This is a genomic window from Bacteroides sp. UBA939 (assembly GCF_002293435.1).
In the GTDB taxonomy this organism is placed as follows: domain Bacteria; phylum Bacteroidota; class Bacteroidia; order Bacteroidales; family Bacteroidaceae; genus Bacteroides.
The window spans coordinates 1-8,703 of record NZ_DBDF01000198.1; the positions used below are offsets into that span (position 1 = coordinate 1).

General features: G+C 47.1%; 5 protein-coding genes. 4 read left to right on the forward strand and 1 reads right to left on the reverse strand.

What is annotated here, in order from left to right; genetic code table 11:
* Positions 1-182: 182 nt before the first annotated feature.
* Positions 183-530, reverse strand: a complete 348-nt coding sequence (locus B2Z67_RS12740) for a translation initiation factor (RefSeq protein ID WP_291530216.1) — start codon at positions 528-530, stop codon at positions 183-185.
* A 116-nt stretch (positions 531-646) separates the two neighbouring features.
* On the opposite strand from B2Z67_RS12740, the gene B2Z67_RS12745 reads away from it, so the two are divergent.
* The 4 genes from B2Z67_RS12745 to porU all read left to right on the forward strand — a co-directional run bounded on the left by B2Z67_RS12745 (position 647) and on the right by porU (position 8,536).
* On the forward strand, positions 647-3,244 hold the full coding sequence (locus B2Z67_RS12745) for a DUF5686 and carboxypeptidase regulatory-like domain-containing protein (RefSeq protein WP_291530217.1): 2,598 nt from the start codon (positions 647-649) through the stop codon (positions 3,242-3,244).
* A 97-nt stretch (positions 3,245-3,341) separates the two neighbouring features.
* Positions 3,342-4,004 carry a redox-sensing transcriptional repressor Rex gene (locus B2Z67_RS12750; protein ID WP_291530218.1) on the forward strand — a complete coding sequence of 221 codons (663 nt, stop codon included), beginning with the start codon at positions 3,342-3,344 and terminating at the stop codon, positions 4,002-4,004.
* Positions 4,004-4,621 (forward strand): fumarylacetoacetate hydrolase family protein, encoded by a 618-nt coding sequence (locus tag B2Z67_RS12755; RefSeq protein ID WP_291530219.1) that lies wholly within the window; start codon positions 4,004-4,006, stop codon positions 4,619-4,621. Before B2Z67_RS12750 ends, B2Z67_RS12755 begins: the two co-directional genes overlap by 1 nt.
* A 15-nt stretch (positions 4,622-4,636) precedes the next feature.
* Positions 4,637-8,536, forward strand: coding sequence for a type IX secretion system sortase PorU (gene porU, locus B2Z67_RS12760; RefSeq protein ID WP_291530220.1), 3,900 nt, complete (start codon positions 4,637-4,639; stop codon positions 8,534-8,536).
* The last annotated feature ends 167 nt before the right edge of the window (positions 8,537-8,703 follow it).

Sequence of the window (8,703 nt, forward strand, 5' to 3'; positions counted from 1 at the left end):
ACTACTATTAATCATTTACACCGTTAAATTCTCATTCATAGCATAAATAATTATTACGAAGTACTTACACTATGAATAATTCAGGCTAAAAGCGTGCCCTGTTCGGTGCAGGATATATGCCTGTTCAGTGCAGGATGATGCAGGGTGGGAGATAGATGGAAGATGTGTTTGCCAATCCGGAATCAGCCGACCGCTTTAGTCCGCGTATATCCCTCTTTCTTCAGCAGTTCCAGCACCTTCTGCTTGAAATCCCCCTGTACGATGATTTCCCCGTCTTTGGCATTTCCTCCGACACCGCATTTAGATTTAAGAATCTTTCCTAACTCTTTCAAATCGTTTTCCGTACCAACAAACCCAGTGACAAGCGTAACTACTTTGCCACCGCGGTTCTTGCGGTCCAATTGCACGCGCAAGTTCTGCCGGGAAGGGTCTAATGTAACCTGTTCCTCATCATTGTCCACCTCATAGTCATAATTAGGATTGGTGGAATAAACCACATTCAACCGCTCTTTCCAGTCGTTATTCTTCATATTCTTTCTATTTAATAGTGCCAAAAGTAATATATTGTATGTAACTTTGCAATCTTTTTAAACTTTAATCGTCTATACAGAGAAACATGGTTAAATTCACTTCAAAAACAAGAAGCATGAAGAGAGTTATATGTCTGGTTATACTTAATTCTATCATAGTCTTATCTTTTGCGCAGAATTTCAAAGGTACCATTGCTGATGATAAAGGTAATCCGGTTCCTTATGCTGCACTCTACCTGAAGGAGATGAAGTCGGGACTTACCACGGACGAAAACGGACGTTTTCTTATGAAGCTGCCTGCCGGAGAATATACTTGCGAGGTGTCTTCTTTGGGTTTTATGTCGCAAGTGTTTTCTTTCCGAATGCAACAACAGGATTATGAAAAGAACATAATTCTTTCCGAACGCATTTATTCCTTGCCGGAAGTAAACATCACCAAGAGTAAAGAAGACCCCGCTTATGCCGTGATGCGGCAGGCAATAGCGCGCGCTTCGTATTATCGAAATCAGGTAAAAGGCTTCAAGGCAGGTACTTATCTGAAAGGAACAGGAAAAGGGACATCTATTCCGGCTGTTCTGAAAGTATCAAAAGAAGTAAGGGATGCATCTAAGAAATGGCTCGGAAAACTGTTTGTACTGGAAGAACAACAAGCCGTGACCTTCACTGCCCCTAATACCTGGAATAGCCGGGTGATAGCTTATAAGAACTCCTTTCCTGACGAAGTGCAGATAGAAATGGGGATAACCACCGTCAACCTTTACACTCCCGAACTTTTCGGTAAGATATCCCCTTTAAACAAGAAAGCCTTTTCCTATTACCGCTTCCGGCTTGACGCCTGCTTTGTGGAAGCCGGGCAAATGATTAATAAGATACGGGTAATTCCCAAGAGGGAAGACCCTCGCTTGCTGGAAGGGGATTTGTTTATTGTAGAAGACCTGTGGTGCGTATCTGCTGCCGATGTCAGCGTCCATGGCGGAGGCTTGAAAGCAAAGATTAAGGTTACCTGTAAGGAAGTTCAGCCCACTGTTTTCCTGCCGGTTTCTACAACCATGTCAAGCTCCTTTAGCTTGATGGGTTTTAAAGCGGAAGCATCCTATCTCGCCGCTGTGCATTATGCAGAGGTTAAAACCGGGATTCTGCCTGAGACGGAAACAAAAGAACAGTCAAAGGCGACAACGAAAGAACCGGCAAAGGCGACAACGAATGAACCGCCGAAGTTAGCAGCGGATGAACCGGCGAAGGTAACGGCGAAAGCAACAGCAGCGGCGCGTCCCCAGAAACGTAAATATGAACGTCCCACCCCGGGGATAGGACGCCGGGATACAGAAGTGGATTCGCTTGCCGGAAAAAGAGATTCTCTTTACTGGACTACTGTACGTAGCGTTCCGTTGCGCTTGGAAGAGTTGCAGAGCTATCAATATAAAGAAGAAAAGCTGCCAGGTTTTGATGTGGAACAAGGGAAGAAACTTCCGAAGGACTCTTTGGACAGCAAAAAGCTTCGTAAAAAGAAAGCGGGCGATGAAATAATAAACAGGATTATGTTGGGAAAGACTTTCACCACTTCCAATAAGAAAGCGTGGTTGACCTTGCCGGGGCTTTCTTCCTGTATTCCCGAATATAACTTCGTTGACGGCTTTTGGCTGGGCGTTAAGCTCAAAACCGGTATTAAGTTATCCCAGGCTTCCACACTTCGTTTTGTACCTTCATTCTATTATACTATTGCCCGCAAAGAATGGGTAGGACAGGGAGAGTTGACACTGGATTATGCTCCCCGCAACCGGGGACACCTTTCTCTTTCCGGCGGTGTCTTGTCGGCTGATTACAATGCGGAAAGCGGAGAATCCCGTTTGGTTAATGCAGTATCCAGTTCTCTGTTTGGCCATAACCATGTGAAGTTCTACGAGAATACTTATCTTACGATTGCCCATTCGATAGAACCCGCCAATGGATTGCTGTTCTCGTCTTCCCTTTCCTGGCAGCGCAGGAAGATGCTGGATAATCACGTCAGCCGTAGCTGGTTTAAGCGAGATGCCGAACCGAACCTGCCGGAGAATAAGGATTTCCGGAAGATGCCCGAGAATGATATATTGAAGGCATCCTTTGCGCTGGAGTATACGCCGGCACATTATTATCATATCTCGCGAGGCAGGAAGGTGTATGAAGATTCCCGTTATCCTACTTTTACTTTGAAGTACGACAGAGCCTTTCCCGTAGATGGAAAGCGGTATCTCACCTCGTACCATCTGCTACAATTCTCTGCAAAGCAGGAGATTGAGTTCGGGATGTTCAATCGCTTCGTCTGGACTGTAAATGCCGGTTCGTTCCGGAATGCGAAGAACTTGCAATTCCCCGACTTCAAACATTTTGCATCCACTCATACCAGGGTTACGGAGCGTTCTTTCGATACGGGATTCAGCCTTCCGCATAATTATGCCCTGTCCGCTAATACGCGTTGGGCGCAAGCGAATGTATCCTGGTACACACCGCGCCTGTTGCTGAAGCTGCTTCCTTTCCTGTCAAAGAAGTTTTTTGATGAATCGCTCCATATCCGTTCTGTAGTTGCGTACAAACAGCATCCTTACACGGAGCTGGGGTATTCAGCCGGGCTTTCCGATGTGGCGCGGATTGGAGTCTTTGTAGGTTTTGATTGTTTGAAGTACCGATCGGTAGGAGTTTCCGTCAGTTTACCGCTCTCTCAGTTCAGGGGCGAGTAACACTTTATAGAAATAATGTTAACAGTATTCTGTCATGGCTATTGTTTTTCGGAAAAAAACGTATTTTTGTCAATCTCTAATCTAAAAGAATGGAACAATGACTGCAAGCCATGCGATTCAACATAAGGATAACATGAAAGTGCCGGAGCCTACTTTGCGCAGGTTGCCTTGGTATTTGTCTAATGTTAAGCTACTTAAGCAGCGGGGTGAGCGGTATGTCTCTTCTACGCAAATATCCAAAGAAATCAATATAGATGCTTCCCAGATAGCGAAGGATTTATCCTATGTAAATATCTCCGGACGTACGCGTGTGGGCTATGAAGTCGATACGTTGATAGCCGTGCTGGAAGACTTTCTGGGATTTACCGACATGCATAAAGCATTCCTGTTCGGAGTGGGCAGTTTAGGAGGAGCTTTGTTGCGCGATTCCGGTTTGAAACACTTTGGACTGGAGATAGTGGCGGCATTCGATATCAATCCGGAGCTGGTCGGTACTGCATTGAACGGGATTCCAATCTTCCATCCGGCGGATTTTGAACAGAAGATGTGCGAATATGGCGTGAATATCGGTGTGCTGACCGTACCTATCGAAATAGCCCAGCACATTACGGACACAATGATAGAAGGAGGCATAAAGGCTGTATGGAACTTTACCCCGTTCCGTATACGGGTGCCGGAACATATTGTAGTTCAAAACACGTCTTTATACGCTCACTTGGCGGTGATGTTCAATCGCCTGAATTTTAACGAAATCAAATAATGAAGATAATTGCTGTTGGAATGAACTATGCGCAGCACAATAAAGAGCTGGGGCATACGTTAGTGAATAAAGAGCCGGTTATCTTCATGAAACCCGATTCGGCGATATTGAAAGACGGAAAACCTTTCTTTATTCCCGATTTCTCGAATGAGGTTCATTATGAAACCGAGGTAGTGGTACAAATCAACCGTTTGGGGAAGAATATTGCACCACGGTTTGCACACCGCTATTACGATTCGGTGACGGTAGGCATTGACTTTACAGCGCGTGATTTGCAGCGCAGGTTCCGTGAGGCTGGCAATCCCTGGGAACTCTGCAAAGGGTTCGACAACTCGGCAGCCGTAGGTACATTCATACCTTTGGCGCTGGCAGGCGGGGATGTGCAACAACTGGATTTCCGCCTGGAAATAGACGGGCAGGAGGTGCAGCACGGAAATACTTCGGATATGCTTTTCAAAGTAGATGAGATCATATCTTATGTCAGTCGCTTCATGACGCTGAAAATAGGCGACCTGTTGTTTACGGGAACTCCCGCCGGTGTAGGGCCGGTACATATAGGACAGCATTTGCAAGGATACCTCGGAGAAGATAGGTTGCTCGACTTTTATATACGTTGAGTCAATTTATACTATATGTCTATCAAACGTTGCTGGTTGCTTTGCATTTTAATTGTTTCATTTCTTCCGGTTTCGGCGCAGGAATTCATTACGCTGAACTGGCAGGAACTTCCTCCTGTGCAAACGCTCCCCGTAGTGACCCGGGAACTTCCGTTGGGCGATAACTACCGTTCATTCATTTATCAGGCTGAAATAGAGTTTCCGGAATACCAACGATTGACAGAGAGTGAGACGTTGGCTTTGGAAACACGGCTGGACAGTCTGCGACAGTTGCCGGACGATTGTGCTTTTTACCTTAATATAATAGGTGACCTTAATATAATAGGTGAGTCTCCTCAGGTTCACTCATCTATTAAAGTCTCTGCGCATCGCGGATTTCTTTCCGTGCATCTTCTTCCCGTGGTTTTCCGTGACGGGAGTTATCAACGGCTGAACTCTTTCAAGCTATCCGTAAAAGTCTTGCCTAAAGAAACGGCAGTAGAGCGGGCAAGTACCCGTGGTGTTGCTTCTTCTTCCTCTGTTGCTAATGCTTCTTCCTATTCTTCTGCTGCTAATGTTAATGCCATTCCTACAGATGCCGCCTGTACAAATTCGCTTCTCGCATCCGGTACTTGGATGCAAGTGCGTGTTAAGAATACAGGTGTCTTTAAGATAACGAATGCGGAACTGAGGAAGATGGGATTTGCACAACCGGAGAAAGTACGGGTATTCGGTTATGGCGGTTATTTGCTATCCCAACGTTTTAGTGAACATCCTGCCGCTGACTTACCGGAGGTACAATTGCTTCGTTTGCCGGATGGACTACTGTTCTATGCCCGTGGAACAATCTCCTGGAAGCCGGACTCCGGTAACTCCTGTTTTGTGCGGGAGCGTAATTTCTATTCTGACGCAGGATATTATTTTCTGACCGACCGGGAAGATATTCCGGAAAAGGAAGTTGAAGTCATTCCTTCTTTGGAGCAGACAGTTGCCAACCGGCTGACTACGTTTGATGCATATACTCTCCATGAAGAGGATGCGTACAGTTGGGGAAATACCGGAAGGGAGCTTTATGAAGGTTATGATTACGTTGCCGGAGACACAAGAAGCTACACCCTTACCTTACCGGGCATAGTACCTGAAGGTTCCGGATGGCTGACTACCGTATTCGCTGCCCGCTCCGTTGAAACATCCACTTCTTACTCCGCGGCAGTGAACGGAGAACTGCAAAGAACAGCCGGATTGCTCTCTATTTCATCCGGCAGTCAGTATTATACCAAAGCCACTTCTGCTACTATTCATACCGCCTGGAAAGGAACGAAGTCGGAAAATACCGTCGTAACTATTACTCATGACCGCCCTTCGGGTACAACGGGACGTCTGGATTATATCGCTTTAAATTATACCCGGGCGCTTATGCTGACCGCTCCTTATCTCACCTTCCGTTCTTTGGCTTCTATCGGGAAAGAAACCACTTTCGTTCTTTCCGGAGCAGTGGCTTCTACTATAGTGTGGGATGTCACTACTCCGTCGGACATCTGCAGAATGGACGGACGCTTCATGGATGGTACTTTCACATTTACTATTCCGGCGGGAGAATTGCGTGAGTTTGTCGCTGTTACTCCCGATGCCGGTGCAACTGGCTTCGATACAGTGGAGGCTGTTGGTTCTGTCCCCAATCAGGATTTGCATGCGATGGGAGCAACGGATATGATTATCATAGTTCCTGACCGGACAGACTTGATGACACAAGCCGAACGCTTGGCGCAGGCGCATCGCGAAAAAGACGGTTTATCCGTGACGGTTGTTGTCGCCCCCCTGATATACAATGAGTTCTCCTCCGGAACACCTGATGCAACGGCTTATCGCCGTCTGATGAAAATGCTGTATGACCGTTTCAGGAATGAAGCGGAACGTCCCAAATACCTGCTCTTCTTCGGAGATTGCAGTTATGATAACCGTATGCTGACTTCTTCCTGGAAGAATGACCGCCCCGGGAATTATCTGCTTTCTTATCAGTCGGTAAGTTCCCTTCTGGAGACTGAATCCTACATAACAGATGATTACTTCGGCTTTCTGGACGATGAAGAAGGAGATGACCTGACTGCCGCCATGCTGGACATTGGTATCGGACGTTTCCCCGTTCGTACGGCTGCAGAGGCAAAAGCTGCCGTTGATAAAACCATTGCTTATATGGAGAACAAACAGGCGGGGGCGTGGAAGCATACGGTATGCTATGTGGCGGATGACGGGGATAATAACCTCCATGCCTCCCAAGCTGAGGTACTGGCAAGTTATACGGAACAACATTATCCTTCGCTGCTTGTAAACCGTGTGTATGCCGATGCCTATCGCCGGGAATCTTCCGCTACCGGATATGCTTATCCGGATGTGACGAAACGTTTGTCGCAAATGTTCGACCGTGGAATGCTGGTGGTGAACTATACCGGTCATGGAAGTACATCAGCCTGGGCGGCGGAAAACCTTCTGACTACGGGAGATATTGCCCGTATGACCTCACCGCGTCTGCCTTTATGGATAACGGCTACTTGTGACTTCACTCGTTTCGATGATATACAAACCTCTGCCGGCGAGCAAGCCTTTTTGAATGCGAAGGGTGGAGCTATTGCATTGCTCACTACTTCCCGTGTGGTGTATGCCGCACAGAATTCTGCCTTGAACCAAGCCTTTCTGCGGCATATCTTTTCCCGCCCCGAAGGTAAGCGCCTGCGTTTGGGGGATATTATGAGGTTGTCCAAGTGCGACGAGGCTCTTTCCAACGACAGGAATAAACTGAACTTCAGCCTTATCGGCGACCCTGCACTAACTCTGGCTTATCCCGATTATCAGGTGCGGATAGATGAATTTGCCGGTGTAAAGGTGGCGGAAGAAGATGATGTTTATCCGCAAGTGAAGGCGGGTAGCAGAATCACGGTCAAAGGACGTATCCTGACTCCCGAAGGCAATCCGGCGGAAGACTTTACAGGTACGGTACATCCTACGGTTCTTGATAGTAAAGTACAAACTACGACTCTTGATAATCCGGACGAGGGAGCTTTTACTTATGCGGAGCGTAGCAATGTGCTTTTCTCGGGTAGTGACTCTGTCCGTCAGGGACGGTTCGAGTTTACTTTCCCTGTTCCGTTGGATATCAACTACTCAGACAAGGACGGGTTATTGAGCGTCTATGCTTTGGATACCCGTTTGAATGAGGCAGGCGGCTATTTTGACCGTTTCCTGGTGGGCGGCACAGATAATGACATATCCCGGGCTGACTCTTTAGGACCTAAGATTACGTTATACCTGAATACGCCGGACTTCCAGCCGGGCGGTCAAACCAACAGCACTCCTCTTGTTGTGGCGGAACTTGAAGATACCGACGGTATAAATACGATAGGCAGCGGTATCGGGCACGACCTTTCGTTGACTATTGACGGTAGCGCATCGCAGACGTATACCCTGAATGATTATTATATCCCGGTATCGGGAGACTACACCCGGGGAACTGTACGCTTCTCCATACCTGCCCTTACCGAAGGTAAACATACGTTGTCGTTCCGTGCCTGGGATTTATTGAATCATTCGTCGGTGGAAACTTTGGAGTTTGAGGTTGTCAGGGGGTTAAGTGCCGGACTGTTCTCTGTTCGCTGTACGGAAAGCCCCGCCAGGGAGAGCACTACTTTTGTTCTTTCTCATAATCGTCCCGGTTCTGAGCTGACTGTCCGCATGTCGGTGTACGACTTTACCGGCAGGGAAATGTGGACGTATCTGGAGCAAGGCATGTCGGAAGGGCAGTCATACTATGTAGAATGGGATTTATGCAGCAATAGCGGACAACGGTTGGCGCCGGGCATTTATCTGTACCGGGCTTCCATAGTTTCCGATGGTAGTAGCGAAAGTGTGAAATCACAAAAAATCATCATCCTTCCACAATAAACGAACTTGTTTTCAGTTTACTCTGATATAAGTATCTTGCTACAGTTACCTTATATAAATGATAATTTAGGCGGTGAAAATGGATACGCGGACTACACGGATTAAGCGGATGAACGCGGATTCTTTTTAATGGTGATTTAGGGCTGTGAATGATTAACAAGAGTATC